Here is a 19,996-nt window from a genome sequence, read left to right as displayed (position 1 = left end):
GCACTCAGAATTTAATCGACTACAATGCACATATCGCAAATCAGGTAATCAACAATGCAACAACAATGGTCAGATATTGATGCTTATATCGAATCACACTTAATTCCAGAAGATCCCATTTTAATGCAGACTTTAAAGAATACTGCGGATAAAGGCTTCCCTGACCATTTGGCTGTAGCTGCGAATCAAGGTATGTTGTTACAGATGCTGATTCAAATGAATAAATGTAAGCGTGTTCTTGAACTTGGTACTTTTGCTGCTTACAGCACGATGTGGCTTGCCCGTGCACTACCTGAAGATGGTTATATTTTAACAATCGAAGGTCGTGATACCCATGCTGCACTTGGACAAGAAAACATAGATAATGCTCAATTACCCCAAACAGTTGAACTCAAGGTGGGTCGTGCAGCAGATGTTTTACGTTCACTTCCAAAAGATTTTGAACCATTTGACTTTGTTTTTATCGATGCAGATAAACAGAGTTATCCTGAGTATCTCGAACTCAGTTTACAATTTTCACATTCGGGTACAATCATTGTCCTTGATAATGTCATTCGTGCAGGCGATATTTTAGATCCAAATAATGTAAAACCGAGTATTGAAGGTATTCGTGAGATGTATCGTTTAATGCAAAATCATCCACGTTTGTTATCAAGCACTGCACTACAAACGATTGGTAGTAAAGGTCATGATGGTTTTGCGATTGCGATTGTGAAATAAAAAATTTTCGCTTTATTGACACCCTATTTTTTAAAAAAAAGCCACTTTCATCAGTGGCTTTTTTTACTTCTTAAATTAACTGATATATTCTCATCAAGTTATCCACGAATACTGTGAGCATACTTGTGGATAAGATCAAAAAAAACTCATAACACAATGTTTTAACTAATTTAATTTAAATAGAACATAAAATAATCTAAGCGATTAGCTACATATTTTTTGATAAGTATGAAGCTTTTATCTCGATCAAAAATATAGACTATTCAAGTAATATGACCTTTCAAATGATCTCAATAATCCATTCTTATCTTGCTACTCTATTTTGCGACTCTATTTTGCAACTAATAATGGAACAGGTGAATTCCGGAAAATATTTGTGGTGATGCTTCCTAAGAAAAACTGTCGAACTTTACTACGGCTATAAGCCCCTAATACAATCAATTGAATCTGATGCTCATTTTGATAATCTAAAATATTTTCTGCTACATCACCATAACGATATTCAACCACGACATTCAAACCAGCATTGAGTAAAAATTCGGTTGGGATTTCGAGTACCTCTGGATGATCCCCCACATAGAGTAAGTGACATTGTAATTGTCTCAGCAAATCACTTTTAGCAACACGTTTCATCATATCTTTGCATGTCGGTGAATCTTCATAGGCGAAAATAAAACGCGTTGGTGGCTTAAAGGTTTCTCCAACAGTCATTACAGTGCATCTTGCCCCTCGGATAAAGTTTTCAACATTGCTGCCTATACTTTTATTTTTTTCTGCGGAACGTTCACCGACTCGACCAATCAAAACGATATCTTGTTCATTCAACACATTGAAGCTTTGTTCTAAAAAATCGCCTTTTTCTTGAATTTGAGTGGCTTTAAGTCCGTAATTTTCCTCAATACGTTCTGAAATATGCCCTAATAAATTGTTGCTATAATCCAAGGCGAGTTCACTTTGTTTTTGCTCAAGTTCAGCCAACTCCTTAAGTAACATTGCATTACTTTCAAAACCAATCACGCCACTAATTTCGCCGAGGTGATAACTTGCAGGATAATAATCGAGCACTTGTAGGAGCACTAACTCTCTTTGGGTTTGTTGTGCGATCCATGCTGCTGCATCTGCGACAGCATTAATACATGGGGATGAGTCAATACAAGCAATGACACGATTCATAATGCCTCCCTACAAGCTCAGGTGTTTTTTTATATTAATTTTAACTTAACATAAGTTCTCAAAGAATTAAGCTGTTTTGTGTAATTCTTTTTTAAATCATTTAATTAGATAGATATTTTTTTAAAATCATTCTCTTAATCGAATAAACTTTGCAGGGTTACCTGCGACTATTTCATGGTGATTGACGTCTTTGGTTACCATGCTATTCATTCCTACCACAGCATGATCACCGATTCTAATACCGTCTTTAACCCCTACATGCGCACCTAGCCAAACGTCTTGACCGATTTCGATACCTTGCGATCGAACAGCTTGCTTATAAATGGGTTGATCCGCTTGCATACCATGGTCAAAAGCATATAGATGACAATAGGCAGCCAATCTCGCTTGATCATGAATTTTAATCCCTACTCGACCACCATCTAAAATACAGTGATGATTGATGGCGACTTCATTTCCAATTTCTAGGGGCCCATGTAAAGTACAATCTGCTGCGATGAAAGTGTTATCCCCAATAATAATTTTTCGACCTGGTTCAGCAAAAATATGTGCTAAAGGCGAGATAAAACTATTTTGACCAATCTCAACTGTTTCCATATCCATCAAATAGGCTTGATACTCTTTTTGCCATTGCTCAGCCCAAACTCGATTCTTGGGTTTCAAACTCCAATACAGCCATGGCATATAATTCAGTCGATGCTTATGCTGTTCACGGTATTTAAGTAATCGAGATTCCTCAGCTTGAATGTTCGTTTCATCCATTTTCTGCCTCCTCGATTTTTAATTGTTCGCGTCCGCGTGTGACATCTTGTATTTTTAATTCTAAGACTGGAATCTGATGAATTTGTAACTTGGCCATCACTTCAACGCCTTCACCCGTATAAGCTTCTTGAAATTCAATATTCTGTTGCCTAAGCTCATATTGGAAAATTGACCATTCATTAAATAGACATTTGAAACGTACTATTTTTTTTTCAATCAGCTCAACTTTTTCGGCCTGCATCAGACATTGTCCTGCACAGCCACCATACGCTCGAACTAATCCACCTGTCCCCAGCTTGATACCACCATACCATCGATTAACCAGCACAATCACATTGGTTAATTCGTTGCCCTCAATCACGGCAAGTATAGGTCTACCTGCTGTTCCTGACGGCTCACCATCATCATTAAACCGAACTGTATGTCCTATTTTCCACGCCCAACATTGATGAGTTGTCGAAATATCTTTATGTCGCTCTAAAAAATCTTTTATTGCCTGCTCATTTTCAACGGGTGCTGCAATGGCTTGAAACCGACTTTTTTTGATCTCTTCTTCAAAATAAATTTCATTTTCAAGGGTAAAAGGCATTTATATAAGGCTAAATAATGGAACATATTTACATTATAAACTCTATTCTTACTATGAAAAAAAATCTCCTATAAATAGGAGATTTTTTTATAAAAATTAGAGTTTAATAAATAATTTGATTGTTTTGTAGCAACTGCTCAAGAGAAATATCTTTCCCTTGTAAGATGATGAGCTGAGTCGAATCGAACTGGTTAGCAATTTCGACTTGTTGGCTATTAAAAGCTTTTGCATCACGATCGATTGAAATTACCGTGTTACCATTTTCAGTCTCAACTGAAATATAATCGGTCAAGTGACCTTGATGATTTGAAATCAACAATTCAGAAATATCAATACGATCATTTTGATCAAAGTCCACCCATGTATCTGTTCCGTTTCCACCTGTTGCATCACTTGTATTCAGTAGATCAAAGATAATCGTATCCGCCCCCTCTGACATAAAATAGACATCATTTGAGGCACTGCTATGTACGATATCATCTACGTAAGAGCCTTGAATGTGTTGAGCGACTTCAATTTCTAGAGTTGATTTATCACGATCACCTGTTGGTGAAATTAACTCATACACAAAGATTTCTTTACCTGCACCATGACCATTGGCTTGATAAGTATAATGTCCATCTGTTTTCAAGGTGAGCACGCCATATTGACCTGTCACTTTAATTTCAGTTTGAGTCAGATTCGGATCTAAAGTAATGGTCTTGTTATTGATCTTAAGTACAGTATGTGGCAACAAATCCTGATTGAGTTGATCATTAGCCAATAGGTTACCTTCAATCACAGGATTGTCCTGTTCAGGATCTTGAGCCCATTGATCATTAAACTGATTGAATACTTTGACATCATAACCATAATAACGTAACGAACCCGCCTTGCCCGGCATATTCAACTCAAGGGTATACTCACCGACGGCCATATCATGTAATTCTAGATTCAGCTTAGCTTGTGTCGTTTGAGATATTGAGTCGCTGTGCATTACTTGATTCACGGTTTTGCCCGTATGATCCTTGACCATAATTAATTGGTAAGATAAATCAATCTTGGCTGATGAAATATCCGCCAGCCCCTCGAAACTCAATTTAAGACCTTTAGACTGTCCGTCATCCAAAATATTAAAGTGAATTTTCTTAGAAAATTTATCCAGTGCTGTTGCCTGAACACGATTCGATTTTGATAAAAGTGATGTTGAATCGAAAACAGCAATTGATTCATCGAATTTATTGGTCATGGCAGAAAAAACAGCTAAGTCTTCACCCTGCGCATCAACCAAATCAGCTTGTGCATCAAGTGTTGCTAATTTGATATTTAAAATAGCAACTTCATTTTCACCTGTCACTGTGTTGGTTTTCACATAACTGAATGTGTCGACTTTGCCATACTGCGGTGGCTGAATAGCGTTATCTACTTCATAACGATATTGACCATTTGGCTGCATGGTCAACACACCATATTTACCTTGAATCACAAGATTCTGTTGTGTTATAGCTTGATCATTGAGAGCAGAAACAATTTGATCACTTTCCATTTCAACCGTCGCTTCAATAACGCCTGAATATTGCTCGACTTGGTTATAGTCATATACTGTCATATGATCGGCCGTGAGGGTGTTTCCACCAATCACGCTTACACCGTTGGTCGTCAAGTACGCAACATATTCTCCTTCAGGGAACATGACTTGTTCAGGTTTGTTGTAGATTCCCCCTAAAGGAATGCCTAATAATGCAATCGGCACAATCAGGAAGCTTTCACTGCTGTGATAGAGCTCGTACTCTCCTGTGAGCGCATTTTTCTTATAAATGACTAGGTCGGAGACATTTCCAAGGCCGACCACAGAAGTTCCCGTTGCACTGAACTGCATCGAAACCAACTCACCTTGACCGACCTTAATGCTCAGACCAGGCTTACTTGAAATGACATCAGCCGATAAAACATCTCCAAGACCTATACCGACGACCCCAAAACCTGTAGTTGACTTCTTGCCTGAAGTGACTGAATTGCTTGCAGCTAGATTTGAGTAATACGTCTCGCTCGGGTCAATCTCTAGATTCACATTCACAGTATCCATGTCTGGATTAAAATCGTTTAAATCAAGCGTGATCGTCAGTTCAGCATGTTGTAGTTGATCTAATATTGGGTCATAAATGCTGTAAGTAAACGTTTCTTGATCACCATAATTAAAACGTTTCTCATCATAAGCTGTATAAACATAATGGCCATTCGCAAAAATTTCTAAGGTGCCATATTGACCCTCCACAGTCAGTCCATTATTAAGCTGATCCTGAACAAGGGTCTGACCATTGAGCGCAGTCAAATACAGCTTATCAAGGTTCGGGCTGTAGTCTTTACTGCCCAAATTTTGATTAATATCATGGATGACATTGCCTGTAGCTTGTCCATACACTGACAGTGGCTCACGATAATCAAGCAATAAATCTTGTGTGGTTTTAAGGGTATACCCATACAATGCATTAATACCACGATTTGGTTCAATCATCGCAATATATTGACCTGCATCTAGAGTGATGGTCAACTCGTCTGATACCCCACCCAATAAAGCTACACCAAACCAATCGGCATGCTGCTGATATAGTTCATATTGCTGGAATTCAGCATTCCATTTGTAAATAAACAAATCAAAATCTGTCAGCACTTGCACCCCACCCGATTCAGCTTTCAATTGAATCTGGCGCTGAGTATCGTGTGCGACATCAAACTGCAGCACATTATCAAATTGAATGGTATTGAGATCGAGGACACTGCCTAAACCAATATATGCTAAACCTCCTGCTGTAACACTTTTCAAATCTTGGCTGACGACTGTCGGATCAACCATTAAATTCAGATACTGTTCATCATTTACAGCCGATAAATGATATTGATCTTGACCATTAATTTTAATCTGGAATTCAGTAACTTGCTCAATATTGTTTTGACGCACCGTATACTCAAAGAACTCTACCGCATTGATATCTTTACTCGATGCACTCGCGAAATAGCTGTACTGACCATCGGCACCAATTATCAAAGTCCCATATTGCCCTTTAATCTCAGTTTTTTGATTAGGTTCTATATCAACGATTTGATATTGATAGCCATCAAATACACTGACTTGCGTTAAGATAATTGAAGGATCACCCGCAAAATCATTTTCTAATACGTTACCTTGGACTGGCGTCGTGGTCACATAACTTTCACTATAGCTAATATTAAATTCAATATTTCTCAGTAACTCTAAAGTGTTGGTAACCAAAGGAGCAACAACCGAATCTACCAATTTATCCAGCACACCCAGAATTTCTCGTAAAATCGGCAAATCAACCAAACGATCTAAAATATAAGAGATGGGTACGGTGACTGTGTTTAATGCTTTTAAAACTCCTTTAACAATGTTCATCAATTCAATTGTCGAAGGATTTTCTTCACCCAATGCTTTAGAAACCGCTTGAAGTAAAAAATCTTGGTTTTTCTGACCCAACAACGTGCCGTCGGAACCCAATTCTTTAAGTTCGATATCGGTCAGTAACTGGGTTAATTCACTCGGTACGATATAAGTCGATACTCGATAATCACCTGCATCTAATCCATCAAAGGTTAAAGTGCGATTCCCATTTTGATCGATTGCACCTAATGCATATTGGGTACCTAAAGATGCCACAACCCCGTCAGTGTTCAACGATGCAGCCATATGATGTTGCCACTGACCTTTCTCATCTAATTTTTGCAGTGCAATCCCATAAGACTTTGCTACAGAAAGTAGTGACATATCCTGGTAGCTCAGAACAATTGTTCCTTTTACATCGGAGTTGACTGTGTATTGAGTTGGCTCTGTTGAACTACGCCCCATACGTGACCCAGCATCTGGATTTTCTGCAATCGAAATAGAGGTTCCATTTTGAAGTTGAGTATTTAATTGATTCGAAACATTTAAAATGTTGAGAAACTGTGTTGAGCTCACAGTATCAAGGACATATTCATTTTGAACGGTTTCAAAATTGACCTCAGCCGCATCCGGTTGAGCGTAACTCAATGCAATTTCAAAAGGTTGTACACCCGTACTAAGCGTCGCTTGATTACCCGCCTGGTCTTGAATATATGCTTGGGCTGTGACCTGTGCTTGACCACTTATAAGTTCAAGCGTCTCTAAAGGAATTTGGGCTGTCCATGAACCATCCGTATTCAGCTCAGCTGCATCCAGTGTAATACTGATCGATTGACCTAAATGTTCAATGAATAATTCGACTTCGATGTGGGAGACATAATCGTCAGACGCTAGTCCGGTGATTTGCCCTTTCACTGTTAATAGTTGATCATCTATTTCTCGATTCGCAACTACAAAGTTTTCACCCTCGATTTGAGTGATCTGATGATCTCCCGATTCAAGTGATGCGATCCTAGTATCTACAGTAAATGAGAAATCTGGTGTAGGTAATGACTGCAAACCCGATGGACTTTGTTGCACAAATGAAAAATGATGCAACCCATCATCTAACCAAGGTGATTCAACTTCCCACGTTCCCTTTGCGTTTACCGTAGTGGTAGCTACAAGTGACCCATCTGCGTAAACCAGAATCGTATATCCAGCTTCACCTTGACCTTTTATGGTGGGTTCAGCATCATTGGTCACGCTTAAGTGTTCAATTTCTTCAATGCGTGGTAAACCATCTGCCTCCTGTCCATTCCCGACATCATCAAAAAAGACAATTTGTGAAGGTGTCGGTGTGATTTCAGGCTGCTGCTTTGAATAGTTATTTAGTGATGTGATATTAAAATCGACTGCATCATTACCACTTTCATCTTGGATGACATTAAAATCATTTTGAGCACTTGGATCGTTATAATCCAAACTTACAGATTGTCCCATATAAACGGGTTCATCGAGTTGAATTGTAATTTGACTATCTTCAACTTCAATTGTATCAATCGTGGCATTTGTTTGATCTACTACAATATTAAATAACTCAGGACTAATATAATTAATCTCATCTAGTTTTTCATTAAAAATGAGAACCAGTCGACCTTCACTATCAACATAATGATCAATTAAATAAGGCGGTATATTATCAACGACATTTTCTTTATGAATTGTTTCATTACCAGAGTAATCCTTTGCAATGATATAAATATATTCTGTAGGCCGATTAAATATAAGATTAAAATCAGTGGTACCATTAGCTTGAACTGAACCTTCAGCAATAACATTATCTTCATCATCTAATATTCTAACAACTACAGTTTCATTGCTTTGAATTGTAATTTTCTTATCTTGGAGTTTATATTCAATGATAGGTGCAATCGTATCAATTAAAAATGGTGATATCGTTTGCTTTACCGGATTCGATGGGATCGTCGATAAGGGCTGGATCTTATATTCTTCAGTACTAAACTCTATTTGCAATTCATTTGATTGTTCAATTTGATTAGATTCAACAACAGCGTAAGTATACGTCTCAAAATGGTTAATCACTTTGTCTTGCTCAAGAGCGGAAAACGCTACAATCGATTTTGTTTGATTTGAGTCTTGTATGACAAAGAATGTACTTGTCTCATTGTGGTAAAGGTGATTGACTGTGATCTTTTCATCATTTTGGGTATAAACAATAATTTGATCATCTTCTTTTTGAATTTTTTTAACTACTTCAGCATCGATTAGATAATCAGCTGAATTGTCCATATTATTAAAATATTCACGCACACGATGTAATTCATGTGCTGAATTATTTAACGGCAATTTATCCATTTTAAGAACCCAATCATGCTTAATAATTGGTGAAGATAATCAAATAAATCCATTTAAACAAGAAAAAATAGATAACAGAATTTTAGATAAATGAGAAATAAATTATAAAATATAGTCAATCTTAATAATTATTATAGCTTCACTAAAAACAACATGAACAAGGTCACACATTTTCAAAATTACATAAATAAATCCGTATTTTTTTTAAATCAAAAAATTATGTTTAAACTAAAACTTTATTATACATTTTTTTTGATATATAAATTAAATTTGATCAAAAAAAACCCGACTTAAAGAAATCGGGTTTTTAAAGATCGAAACTGTGACCGAAACCTATCGTTCTCTTAGAGCTTCTTTTGCTTTATTGAATGGTTTCAACAAGTATTCAATGATCGTTTTAGATCCTGTTTTAATATCAACAGATGACACCATACCTGGAGTAATCGCAAAAGCTTTACCAGCTTTGTTATACAGCTTGTCTGTATCAGTACGGATATATACACGATAGTAGAACTGATCTTGTTTGACTTCATCACGTAAAGTATCAGGAGAAATTACCGTTACCTTACCTTTTAATCCACCATAAATAGAATAGTCATACGCAGTAATCTTAACTAAAGCTTCTTGACCTGGATGGATAAAAGCAATATCTCGTGGAGAAATACGGGCTTCAATCAGTAATTGTTCGTCCAAAGGTACGATCGTCATCAATTTACCATTTTGTGGAATTACACCACCCAAGGTCATGACATCAATTTCTTTTACAATACCGCGGACAGGTGCTTTGAATATCGTACGATTTAAACTATCAGATTTACCAAGTATAACTTGTTGCTGTGTTTCAACATCAGTATTGGCTTTAGAGAGTTCTTCGCGTGCTTGTACATAATACTGATTACGCACGTCATTCATTTGATTTTGTAAATCATTTGCAGAACGTTTTAGACGTAAAACCTCTACCTCACTCGCAGCACCTTTTGCAACCAAAGGCTCGGTCATGCGAAGCTCTTGCTGAACCAGCGCCAATGCTTCTTTCAAACCTGAAATTGATTCTTCCATGTTCGCACGACGTGACTGATAAAGTTGAGTCTCTTCCTGAACCAATTTAGGATATTTCAAAACCGCTTCTGGAAAAGCTAAGGGCGTGCCATTCACCTCAGCACGTAAACGAGCTGCCGTAGCTTGCGATGACATTAAAAGTGAGGTTGACTCACCTACATTAGAGGCAAAACGCGTCGGATCTAATTGTGCTAAAGTTTGACCTTTTTGAACAATATCGCCTTCTTTAACTTCAAGCTTAGTTAAAATACCACCTTCAAGAGATTGGATCACTTGTTCTTTAGAGGTTGGAACAACTTTACCCGTCCCTTGAGAAACTTCCTCTAATTTGAATAAACTTGCCCAAATTAACAGTACAAGTAAACCTATGCCCACTATCCAAATGGTCACACTCACTTTCGGTAGTGGTGGTTCAAGCTGAGTAACTTTCAGTGAACGTTCATTTTTTAATTCTTCGCTCATGATCTAGCCCCCGAATTTGAACCTTGCGCTTGCATATTATTATTTAAAATTTGATCACGTGGCCCGTCCATTACCACACGACCTTCGTTAACCACAATGATACGATCAACCAATTCGAGAACTGCACGACGATGCGTTGCGACCACCATGGTACGATGACCCAGCCAAACCTTCATATGATCGATTAATTGTTTCTCTGAAACATCATCAATTGCAGCTGTCGGTTCATCAAGAAGTAAAATGTTAGGTTCACAAATCAATAGTCGAGAGAGTAATAATGCCTGACGTTGACCACCAGAGAATCCTACACCACCCTCAAGAATAATATGATCTAGACCTTCTTTCTTTTCTTGAATGAAGTTAATTGCACCGGTCACGGTTAATGCTTTGATTAAATCGTTATCTGTTGCTAATGGTGCACCCAGTGTTAAATTCTCGCGTACAGTTCCATAAAACAAATGTGCATTTTGGTTCAATAATCCTACATCACGACGTATATCAGAAGGATCAAGTAATGTGATATCGATATCATCTAACTTCACTTTACCTTGAGTGGCTGTTTGCATACCTGAAAGCAATTGAAGGATCGTCGATTTACCCGCACCATTCCGTCCAAGAATTGCAATTTTTTCACCTGGATTGATAACCAGTTTAGGAATAATCACACTTGGTTTAGGATCATCTTCACCGTATTTAAAGACCACACCGCTTAATTCGTATTGACCATTCAGAACTTGACGTTGAATCAGTTGCTGACGATCGGGATGGTCAACTGGTTTTTTCATCAACTCATCAAGACCTTCCTTCGCAGTTTTAGCTTGTTGATAGCGACCCAACACCCCTGTAATTTGTGCAATTGGCGCTAACATACGCGAGGATAAGATTGAACAAGCCACCAATGCACCTGTGGTCATATCACCTTTCATTACTGCAAAACAACCGACTAAAACAACAATAGCAAATGTCAGGCCTTGAAGCTTTTGAGTCCATAAACTCAACACGCCCACAATTTTGCGTTGTTTCATACTGACCGTAGCAGAAACGTCATTCATGTGGTTCCATTGATTCTGAAAACGAGATTCAGCACGTAACAGTTTGATGTCTTCAATACCTTGAACGGCTTCAACTAAAATAGCGTTACGTATCGAAGATTCACGCATACCTTCTTGTGCCAGCGCAGCAAGTTTTTTCTGAGCCAGCAATCCAGGAATGATCATTAATGGAACAACCACTAAAATGACCCAGAATAGGTTGCCACCAATCAGCCAGAAAATTCCTAAGAACAAGAAGAAAAATGGTAAATCAGCAAAAGCTGTAATAGTCGTCGATGTGACTAGTTCACGAACCCCCTCAAGCTCACGCACTTGAGAAATGAATGTACCTGTAGATTTTGATCGTTCACTATTTTTAATTCGTAGCGCGTGACCAAATACTTTGTCCGAAATACGTAAATCAGCACGTTTACCGATCATATCTGACAAAATTAAACGAGAATATTTAAGTGCAAATTCAAAAATTGCAGCGATTAAAACACCGCCCGCTAATACCCATAATGTAGGAATGGATTGCGCAGGAATTACACGGTCATACACGTTCATTGAGAATACAATCGTAGCTAACGCTAAAATATTTGCCAACATTGAAGCAAACATAATATCGATATACCGTTTCCAGTCTTTTAAAACAATTTCCCAGAACCAGCTTTTTTCATAAGGTTTAATGTATTCATCGATACGTGCATCTGGAACTGAAGTCTCAGGACGTAATACATAAACTCGGTCAATGATTTGGGACAACATTTCAGCACTGAATGTTTGTGCTAAACCTTCATCACCACTCAATTGAACACTGACTTTTCCAGTTGAATCAGCCTTGTCAATAACACCGACTTGACCATCTTTAAATCCCACTAAAACGGGCAAACGCCATGGATTTAAAAGATCTGAATTAAATTCGACTTTACGAAGATGCAGGCCGACTTGGCGAGTCATCAATGCTAAAACATCATCAATACTCTGATTTTGATTCCAATTAAGCTCTAAACGTATTCTTTCAGCAGAAGTTTCAATACGGTAATGCTTTGCTACAGTCAAAACACCCTGTAACCATGGTTGATAATTTATTCTTGTATTCATGGTTGTATCTCTACCCCTTGAATGGAAAGGTTATTAAGCTGATAGACATCTCGGGATTTACCTGCGGCAGAAACATACTGCACTAAATTGTCATAAATATCGTAACGTGCGGATTCTATTTGTGTATTTGCACTATGAATAGCTTGTTCAGCATTCAATAAATCGACTGCTGTACGGGTACTCAATTTATATTGTTCTTGGTACAACTCTTTGGTTCTCACTGACGTTGCCTGTTGGGCAACCAACGTTTTCATTTGTCTTTGTTTATTCTCAATTTGTTCTTGGGCTAATCGAATATTATCAATGGTTTCTAAATAAGTAGCATTGACACGTGCTTTTGCAGCTTCTTCGGCATAGCTTGCGGCTCGAATTTGAGATGCTACTGCACCACCTTGATAGAAATTACTGGTGGCCTCTAACATAATCGAACTATCCGTTCCATCATCTTTATTGTTATTAGGATTAACCCCATTAATTGCCTTATTTACCCCACCACGAACGCTAATCGTAGGATAACGCGTTAAATTGGTTTGTCTTTTTTCAGAAGCGGCTACATCAACTTGCGCTTTAGCCAGCATCATTGCTGGAATTTTATTAAACTCAGGATCACTGTAGATATTTGATCGAGAGATCAAGCTTTCAGGAATATCAAATTTAACCTCTGTAATATCTGAACCTAAAAGCGTTTTTAGACGTTGTCTATAAAGGTTTAATTGGGTTTCTTGAACAATTAGGTTAGATTGGGCTGCTTCTAAATAAGATTGCGCCTGAATCGGATCGGCTTGACTACTAATCCCTGCTCTAGCACGAAGATTGGCAATTTCAGCTATACGAGATATACCTCGAATCTGTTCCTGCGCAATTCGCGTGACTTCCTCATAACGTCTGATATTCACAATCGCATTTGCAACTTCAAGCGCAATTTGATCAATCGCAACCAACAATTCTGCTTGTGAAGCCATTAAACGAGCTTCTTGTATCGTTACAGCACTTTTAACTTTGCCAAAATCATAAAGCATTTGAGTTGCATTGAGATTGATTAATTGACGACCACGCTGATTACCACTGGTCATATCACCGGTTGAAATACCGGCACTCAATTGAGGGTAGTAACCCGCTTTAGCAACATCTATATTGGCATTTTGTGAAGCAAGTGCTGAAATACTTTGAGAAATTTCAGGATGTCTCGATACGGCAATTTGAACTGCATCAAAGAGTGATAATCTAGTCCCTGTAATTTTTTTAGAGGAATCAGCAACCCCTTGGGAATGACTTGAAATCAGCGGTAAATTTTGAACTTGATTTGGATCATATTCAAATTTACTCAACTCATTGAGTTGAACTTTCCGATAATCTTCTGAGGATTTTGGTGTAAAAAGATTTTGAACGTTATCTTTTACAGTTTGAAAATTAACCTTGGATTGCTCTGCATAAGCTTCTAACGAATGTAAACTTAACAAAACCACTGTCAAATGCAACATTCTATGCCGTTTTAAGCTGTTTTTTTCCACATTTTTTCTCATTTTAAATTATTTTGAGACTAGCACCATATAAGTTGGCTTATTCTACATACTATTATAATATTTCTAAACACATTATAGCTTTGAACACTTATTTTGGTAATTTACAGTGTAAACACTTATAAAACAAGATATTTTATAAGTGCTGAGTGGTTACTTTAAACGGTAAAATCTTCACCTAAATAAACTTTTCTCACTGTTTCATCCGCAAGAACTTCTTCCGGTGTTCCTTCTGCAATCACAGCACCTTCACTCACGATATAGGCATGTTCACAGATCGCTAGTGTTTCGCGAACATTATGATCTGTAATTAACACACCAATTCCACGATCTTTTAAATTGCGAATAATATCTTTAATATCACCAACAGAAATAGGATCAACCCCAGCAAAAGGTTCGTCTAAAAGCATAAATTTTGGATCAGCCGCCAATGCACGTGCAATTTCAGCACGACGTCGCTCACCGCCCGAAACACTCATACCCAATGAATCCTTGATATGGGTAATTTTAAAATCTTCTAATAACTCTTTTAGACGCTGTTGACGTTGTTGCTTGTTTAGATCTTTACGTGTTTCCAAGATCGCCATAATATTATCAGAAATGGTGAGTTTTCTAAAAATTGAGGCTTCTTGAGGCAAATATCCAATGCCTTGACGTGCACGTTCGTGCATTGCCAAATCAGAGATATCTAAATCATCCAAATGGATTTCACCTTTATCCATTTGAACAAGGCCAACCACCATATAGAAACTTGTTGTTTTACCAGCTCCATTGGGTCCCAACAAACCGACAATTTGTCCACTTTGCATTGCGAACGAAACATCTTTGACAACCCAACGTTTGCTATATACTTTTGCAAGATGTTTGATTTTAAGCGTTTGAATTTGATTTTCTGGGGTTTGCATTAATCACGCACTCCAGGTGTACCTTTTGAAGCTGATGGAGGAATGATAATTTGCACCCGACCTTTAGAACCTGTTGCACTAGACCCACCTGAAACCTCAATATCGCCTTTATTCATACTATATTTGAGGGTATTACCACGAATACTTGCACCATCTTGATACAAATAAGCGTTACCAGATAAATTTAAAATACCTGTTTCAGCGTTATAAACAATTTTTTGTGCTTCACCACGTGCAATGCCACGATTGGTTTCAAGTTGCTGTTGGAACTTTGCGGGAGTACCTGTTGCTGTAATGGTGCTAATCTGTTTATTCGAATTCAAATTCGCAACGATTGCAGCAGCATTCAATTTCATGGTGCCTTGCTCAATCACAACATTACCGGTATAGGTCGTAATTCCCGTTTTATCATTATAAGTCGCACGATCCGCCAACAATGAAATAGGTTGATTACGATCACTGGGCAATGCATAGGCAAAAACTGACAATGCACTTAATCCCACTCCAAGGACCGTGTTTTTAAAATTAGATAAAATCCAAGAGTGTTGTTTATTTTGGTGCATATGTTCCTCGAATATTAAAGAATTCGTATTGCCCTGTAGTTAAATCCGCTTGTAAACCCTGACTCATAAATTGACCATTCGGCGCATTAACCATCACTGGATGCTTGGTCTCAATCGTCCGTGAATCTGGATACGCAGTCAACTCATCCGTATTAAATACTATTGCACCCTGTGGGCCCAATTGAGTTGCTTTTACATCTTGCGAAAGCACAACTTTTTTATTGTCGTCATAGCCATGCACTTTTTTTGCATGAAAAGTAGAATCCACCTTTCCAGCATTATAAATAGATGCATTGAGGTTATTCAATTGCGAAGACTGAGTTTTCATGTCTTGCTGAAGATCATCTACAGTCGCTTTTACATAGAGATGACCTTGCTGATCGGTTTGCAATAAATGAACACCCTTCGCCGAATAAGTCATAGACTGCCCTGAAGCAACATCTAATTTATTGCCTTTACCACTGTAATAATAGTATCCGCCGCTGATTGCGGCAATCAATACTGCTGTGACATATAAGACTCGAGTATCCATAAATCATCTACTTTATTGAATATGTCACGCTAAGACATTATTAATGCGGTACTGCTGCATATTTTTCAAGGAGTTCTTGATAAACACCTTTCGATGTTAGAAGCATATCGCAAATTTCACGAACTGCACCACATCCACCATAGGCTTGAGTCACCAGATCCGCACGACGTCGAACTTCAACATGGCCATTTGGCACAGTAACTTTCATACCCGCAATGGCAAATGCTGATAAATCTGGCCAATCATCACCCATATACAAACAATCTTCAGGAGAAATACCAAACTGAGCGCAAGCTTCTTTTAAAGCAACACCTTTATCTTCACGTCCTTGATAAACAAGATCGACACCCAAATCAGACATTCGTTTTTCAACAATATGACTCTTACGACCCGTAATGATGATCACTTTGATACCCGCTTGCTGAACAAGCTTCATGCCTAAGCCATCTCGGATATCGAATGATTTAATTTCATCACCTGAATTTGTTAAAGTTACAAATCCATCACTCAAAATACCATCTACATCTAAAACCAAAGCTTCAACATGACGTGCTTGTTCTAACAAAACATATGATGCCATTACTTAATTTACTCCAGCCTGAATTAAATCATGCATACCAATAACACCGATCACTTGATTGATTTCATTGACGACAACAAATTGATTAATTTTTTTCTCATTCATTTGTTCAAGCGCCACAACTGCTCTAGCGTCTTGCGAAATGGTCATTGGACTACGAATCATCACATCCGATACAGCTAAAGCCACATCAAAACCTTGCTGTTTATCGATTAAACGTCGCAAGTCACCATCCGTAAAAATACCCAGTAGAACGTCATTATCATCGACAATTGTGGTCAAACCTAGACGTTTATTAGAGATTTCGTATAAAACTTTATTCATTGGTGTATCTGGAGATACTTTGGGTAACTCATCACCTGTATGCATTAAATGCTTCACATGAAGAAGTAAACGTTTTCCTAATGCACCTGCTGGATGAGACATGGCAAAATCATTTGCTGTAAATCCACGTGCTTCTAACAATGCCACCGCTAACGCATCACCTAATGCCAATGTTGCCGTTGTACTTGATGTCGGTGCTAAACCCAATGGACATGCTTCTTGGATATTCCCCAATGTTAAAGCCACATCAGCATTTTGTGGCATCGGACCTTTATCATCACCAGAGATTGTGATGAGTGGCACACCTAAATGCTTGATTAATGGCATCAGCATCATGATCTCATCACTCTTACCCGAGTTAGAAATTGCAATCAGTACATCCCCCCGAACAATCATGCCTAAGTCGCCATGGCCAGCTTCACCTGGATGCATAAAAAATGAAGGTGTGCCCGTTGAAGCAAAGGTAGCCGCCATCTTACGACCGATATGTCCTGATTTACCCATACCTGTAACAACAAGACGCCCGCTACATTGCAAAATAATTTGACATGCTTGAGTAAAGCGATCATCAATTTGCCCAGCAAGAATCTCCAATGCTTTTTGTTCAATGGCCAATGTTTCAATCGCAACTTGCTGGAAATCAATTGGATTGGGCATATTTTCTGAATTCAATTTCTCAACCTTTAGTCAGAACTGAACGATCTGATGCAAATAAATTTGTTGTGTAATTTTATCATATCTATAAAATATACATGATCAAAAACTTATATTTTTCACAAAACTACAGTCAAGATTATTATTGCCAAATATCTTAAACAACATCAGCAAAATCACGTTTATCCAATCCTAATAAAGACAACTTTATTTTATTCTGCATAAAAAAAGTCCTCATCTAATGATGAGGACTTTTTCGTATTCTGGAGCGGGAAAGGAGACTCGAACTCCCGACCCCAACCTTGGCAAGGTTATGCTCTACCAACTGAGCTATTCCCGCAATGAGGTGAATTATAGAGAATTATATGGTGATGTCAACTCTCTATAATTTTGTTTGATTAATTAATCAGCACGACGCCAAATTGTGCCTTGTCGCGTATCTTCAAGCACAACACCTTGGTCTAACAATGACTGACGAATTTCGTCAGCTTTGGCGAATTCTTTTACCTTCTTCGCATCTTTACGCTGTTGAATCAGATCTTCAATTTGTTCAGCACTTAAACCTAAAGCTTCTTGACCAATATCTGACTTTAGGAAGTCATCTACATTATGCTGAACCAAACCTAAAACATTGGTTAAATGACGTAAGGTTGCATAGTAAACAGCTGCTTGATCCACCTGCTCTTCTTTAACAGATGTATTTAATGCTTTGTTGATTTCAAACAATACTGCAATGGCTTCAGAGGTATTAAAATCATCGCGCATTGCAGTATTGAAACGCTCAACTAAAACTTCATCAGGTGTCGTTGTAGCGTCAACACCATAGCTTTGCTGATATGCTTTGAAAGAGTGATAGAAACGTGACAATGTATTTTTCGCTTCTTTTAAAGCAGCATCTGAAAAATTCACAGGGCTACGATAATGCGAAGATACAATGAAATAACGAATTACTTCTGGATGAAACTTATCCATCACATCACGAATAGTAAAGAAATTGCCGAGTGACTTCGACATTTTCTCACCATCAACATTGATAAAGCCAACGTGCATCCAATAGTTAACATATTGTTCGTCTGTTGCAGCTTCTGATTGTGCAATTTCATTTTCATGGTGTGGGAATGTTAAATCTGAACCACCGCCATGAATATCGAAATGATTTCCTAAGCAGCATGTCGACATTGCTGAGCATTCAATATGCCATCCCGGACGACCATTGCCCCATGGTGAAGCCCATGAGGGTTCATTTTCTTTCGCATGTTTCCACAGTACAAAATCGAATGGATGCTTTTTTTCAACTTCTACATCAACACGATCAGATGCGCCTGCTTGCATATCTTCAAGTTTACGTCCAGATAAACGACCATATTTTGCAAATTTTTCAACTTCAAAATAAACATCGCCATTTGCTGATGGGTAAGCTGTACCTTTGTTGACAAGCGTACCAATCATATTTTGCATTTGATCGATATAGTCTGTCGCACGCGGTGCTTCATCAGGATGTAAACAGCCTAAACTTTCAGCATCTTCATTCATAGCGTTAATGAAGCGGTCTGTTAAAGCGGTAATGCTTTCTCCATTTTCATTTGCGCGTTTGATAATTTTGTCGTCAATATCAGTAATATTGCGAACGTATTTAACACTCCAACCTTGACTACGTAAGAAACGAATAATGTAGTCAAATGCAACCATGACACGCGCATGACCAATATGACAATAATCATAGACTGTCATACCGCAGACATACATATCGATATGTCCTTCTTTGCGGGGAACGAATTCTACTTTTTTACGTTGCTCTGAGTTGTAAAGAACAAATGGTTGCATAGGTTTTCTAAATGCTAAATACAAAGATGGCTCATCTTAACCTAAGCACTATTTTTCATAAAGTTTTCAGGAAATTTTTTATCCATATAGCATAAGCTTTTAAATTAGTCTTTCGGTCGATATTGATATATCCAGCCAAAAATTCATACTTCTTAAAATCAGCCCCTTCATCATTTTTAAATATTTTAAACATGAAAACCAAATGTGATTAAAGTCACACAAATAAACAAATTCTAGAATTCTTATTAAGTTTGAATGAAAATTAAAAAACCATCAAAATATAAAAAATGTGATTCAGTTACCATTTTAAAATAAATTATTCTAAAATTTAGACTAAAGTATCATCAATATTAAAATATTTATAACAGAATCACCAAATACCAAAGAATTTAAAAAAACGTAGATCTAAAAACCACACCATTAAATAAAAATTAAAATAAAAATCATTAATATTTTT

The 19,996-nt window shown here is 37.6% G+C and carries 14 protein-coding genes and 1 tRNA gene; 1 reads left to right on the top strand and 14 read right to left on the bottom strand.

All coding sequences use genetic code 11. The features are described from left to right. The first annotated feature begins 54 nt into the window (after positions 1-54). Positions 55-720: an O-methyltransferase gene (locus AC5YCE_RS07375; RefSeq protein WP_496171566.1), complete on the top strand. Its 666-nt coding sequence runs from the start codon at positions 55-57 to the stop codon at positions 718-720. 330 nt (positions 721-1,050) lie between these two features. Here AC5YCE_RS07375 and AC5YCE_RS07370 read toward each other — a convergent pair whose 3' ends face one another. The 14 genes from AC5YCE_RS07370 to cysS form a co-directional block, all read right to left on the bottom strand. After that, the gene (locus AC5YCE_RS07370; RefSeq protein WP_496171565.1) at positions 1,051-1,893 is read right to left on the bottom strand and encodes a universal stress protein; all 843 of its coding nucleotides are present in this window, start codon (positions 1,891-1,893) and stop codon (positions 1,051-1,053) included. 126 nt (positions 1,894-2,019) lie between these two features. Beyond that, positions 2,020-2,655 carry an acyltransferase gene (locus AC5YCE_RS07365; protein ID WP_496171564.1) on the bottom strand — a complete coding sequence of 212 codons (636 nt, stop codon included), beginning with the start codon at positions 2,653-2,655 and terminating at the stop codon, positions 2,020-2,022. After that, positions 2,648-3,244, bottom strand: a complete 597-nt coding sequence (locus AC5YCE_RS07360; protein WP_496126502.1) for an IMPACT family protein — start codon at positions 3,242-3,244, stop codon at positions 2,648-2,650. Before AC5YCE_RS07360 ends, AC5YCE_RS07365 begins: the two co-directional genes overlap by 8 nt. Positions 3,245-3,347: 103 nt before the next feature. Continuing rightward, entirely contained in the window at positions 3,348-8,981 is a 5,634-nt protein-coding gene (locus AC5YCE_RS07355; protein WP_496171563.1) for a type I secretion C-terminal target domain-containing protein, read from the bottom strand. A 333-nt stretch (positions 8,982-9,314) separates the two neighbouring features. Next, positions 9,315-10,502 (bottom strand): beta-barrel domain-containing protein, encoded by a 1,188-nt coding sequence (locus AC5YCE_RS07350; protein WP_496126500.1) that lies wholly within the window; start codon positions 10,500-10,502, stop codon positions 9,315-9,317. Then, positions 10,499-12,637, bottom strand: coding sequence for a type I secretion system permease/ATPase (locus AC5YCE_RS07345; RefSeq protein ID WP_496126499.1), 2,139 nt, complete (start codon positions 12,635-12,637; stop codon positions 10,499-10,501). The genes AC5YCE_RS07350 and AC5YCE_RS07345 overlap by 4 nt, the downstream gene beginning before the upstream one ends. Beyond that, positions 12,634-14,118: a TolC family protein gene (locus tag AC5YCE_RS07340; RefSeq protein ID WP_496171562.1), complete on the bottom strand. Its 1,485-nt coding sequence runs from the start codon at positions 14,116-14,118 to the stop codon at positions 12,634-12,636. Before AC5YCE_RS07340 ends, AC5YCE_RS07345 begins: the two co-directional genes overlap by 4 nt. A gap of 197 nt (positions 14,119-14,315) precedes the next feature. Then, complete coding sequence (lptB, locus tag AC5YCE_RS07335; protein ID WP_496126497.1) at positions 14,316-15,062, bottom strand: LPS export ABC transporter ATP-binding protein; 747 nt, start codon at positions 15,060-15,062, stop codon at positions 14,316-14,318. Beyond that, on the bottom strand, positions 15,062-15,625 hold the full coding sequence (gene lptA, locus AC5YCE_RS07330; RefSeq protein WP_496126496.1) for a lipopolysaccharide transport periplasmic protein LptA: 564 nt from the start codon (positions 15,623-15,625) through the stop codon (positions 15,062-15,064). The genes lptB and lptA overlap by 1 nt, the downstream gene beginning before the upstream one ends. Continuing rightward, the gene (lptC, locus tag AC5YCE_RS07325) at positions 15,612-16,157 is read right to left on the bottom strand and encodes an LPS export ABC transporter periplasmic protein LptC (RefSeq protein ID WP_496171561.1); all 546 of its coding nucleotides are present in this window, start codon (positions 16,155-16,157) and stop codon (positions 15,612-15,614) included. Before lptC ends, lptA begins: the two co-directional genes overlap by 14 nt. Positions 16,158-16,197: 40 nt before the next feature. Next, on the bottom strand, positions 16,198-16,737 hold the full coding sequence (locus AC5YCE_RS07320; RefSeq protein ID WP_496171560.1) for a KdsC family phosphatase: 540 nt from the start codon (positions 16,735-16,737) through the stop codon (positions 16,198-16,200). Positions 16,738-16,740: 3 nt separating this feature from the next. Then, positions 16,741-17,718 carry a KpsF/GutQ family sugar-phosphate isomerase gene (locus tag AC5YCE_RS07315; protein WP_496171610.1) on the bottom strand — a complete coding sequence of 326 codons (978 nt, stop codon included), beginning with the start codon at positions 17,716-17,718 and terminating at the stop codon, positions 16,741-16,743. A 261-nt stretch (positions 17,719-17,979) separates the two neighbouring features. Further along, positions 17,980-18,055: transfer RNA gene (locus AC5YCE_RS07310), tRNA-Gly, on the bottom strand. Between the two features lie 62 nt (positions 18,056-18,117). Continuing rightward, on the bottom strand, positions 18,118-19,539 hold the full coding sequence (gene cysS / locus AC5YCE_RS07305) for a cysteine--tRNA ligase (RefSeq protein WP_496171559.1): 1,422 nt from the start codon (positions 19,537-19,539) through the stop codon (positions 18,118-18,120). Positions 19,540-19,996: the final 457 nt, after the last annotated feature.

The organism is Acinetobacter sp. CY79 (genome assembly GCF_059515845.1).
This window is presented reverse-complemented; position numbering and strand designations above follow the sequence as displayed.